The organism is Nonomuraea sp. NPDC050790 (assembly GCF_044456745.1).
Lineage (GTDB): Bacteria > Actinomycetota > Actinomycetes > Streptosporangiales > Streptosporangiaceae > Nonomuraea.
Map to the genome: position 1 here is coordinate 1 of NZ_JBITGF010000030.1, position 1,036 is coordinate 1,036.

The 1,036-nt window shown below is 57.4% G+C and carries 1 rRNA gene; it reads left to right on the top strand.

Features of this window, described 5'->3' with window-relative positions:
• Nucleotides 1-1,026: ribosomal RNA gene (locus tag ACIBEJ_RS52170) — 23S ribosomal RNA — on the top strand; the annotation flags it as partial.
• Nucleotides 1,027-1,036 lie beyond the last annotated feature (10 nt).

Below are 1,036 nucleotides of genomic sequence, written 5' to 3' on the forward strand. Positions count from 1 at the left end.
GCGAAGGTGAGAACTTAAGCGCCGGTAAACGGCGGTGGTAACTATAACCATCCTAAGGTAGCGAAATTCCTTGTCGGGTAAGTTCCGACCTGCACGAATGGCGTAACGACTTCCCCGCTGTCTCAACCGCAGACCCGGCGAAATTGCACTACGAGTAAAGATGCTCGTTACGCGCAGCAGGACGGAAAGACCCCGGGACCTTCACTACAGCTTGACATTGGCGTTTGGAGCGTCTTGTGTAGGATAGGTGGGAGACTGGGAAGCTCGGACGCTAGTTCGGGTGGAGTCATTGGTGAAATACCACTCTGGTCGTTTTGAACGTCTAACTCTGGTCCGTGATCCGGATCGGGGACAGTGTCTGGTGGGTAGTTTAACTGGGGCGGTTGCCTCCTAAAGGGTAACGGAGGCGCCCAAAGGTTCCCTCAGCCTGGTTGGCAATCAGGTGTCGAGTGTAAGTGCACAAGGGAGCTTGACTGTGAGACTGACGGGTCGAGCAGGAGCGAAAGCTGGGACTAGTGATCCGGCATCGGCATGTGGAAGCGGTGTCGCTCAACGGCTAAAAGGTACCCCGGGGATAACAGGCTGATCTTCCCCAAGAGTCCATATCGACGGGATGGTTTGGCACCTCGATGTCGGCTCGTCGCATCCTGGGGCTGGAGTAGGTCCCAAGGGTTGGGCTGTTCGCCCATTAAAGCGGTACGCGAGCTGGGTTTAGAACGTCGCGAGACAGTTCGGTCCCTATCCGCTGCGCGCGCAGGAGACTTGAAAGGAGCTGTCCCTAGTACGAGAGGACCGGGACGGACGAACCTCTGGTGTGCCAGTTGTACCGCCAGGTGCACGGCTGGTTGGCTACGTTCGGAAGGGATAACCGCTGAAAGCATCTAAGCGGGAAGCTCGCCTTGAGATGAGGTCTCCCACCACGAGAGTGGGTAAGGCCCCCCAGAGACGATGGGGTTGATAGGCCGGAGGTGGAAGCACGGCAACGTGTGGAGCTGACCGGTACTAATAGGCCGAGGACTTGACCACAAAGCACCCA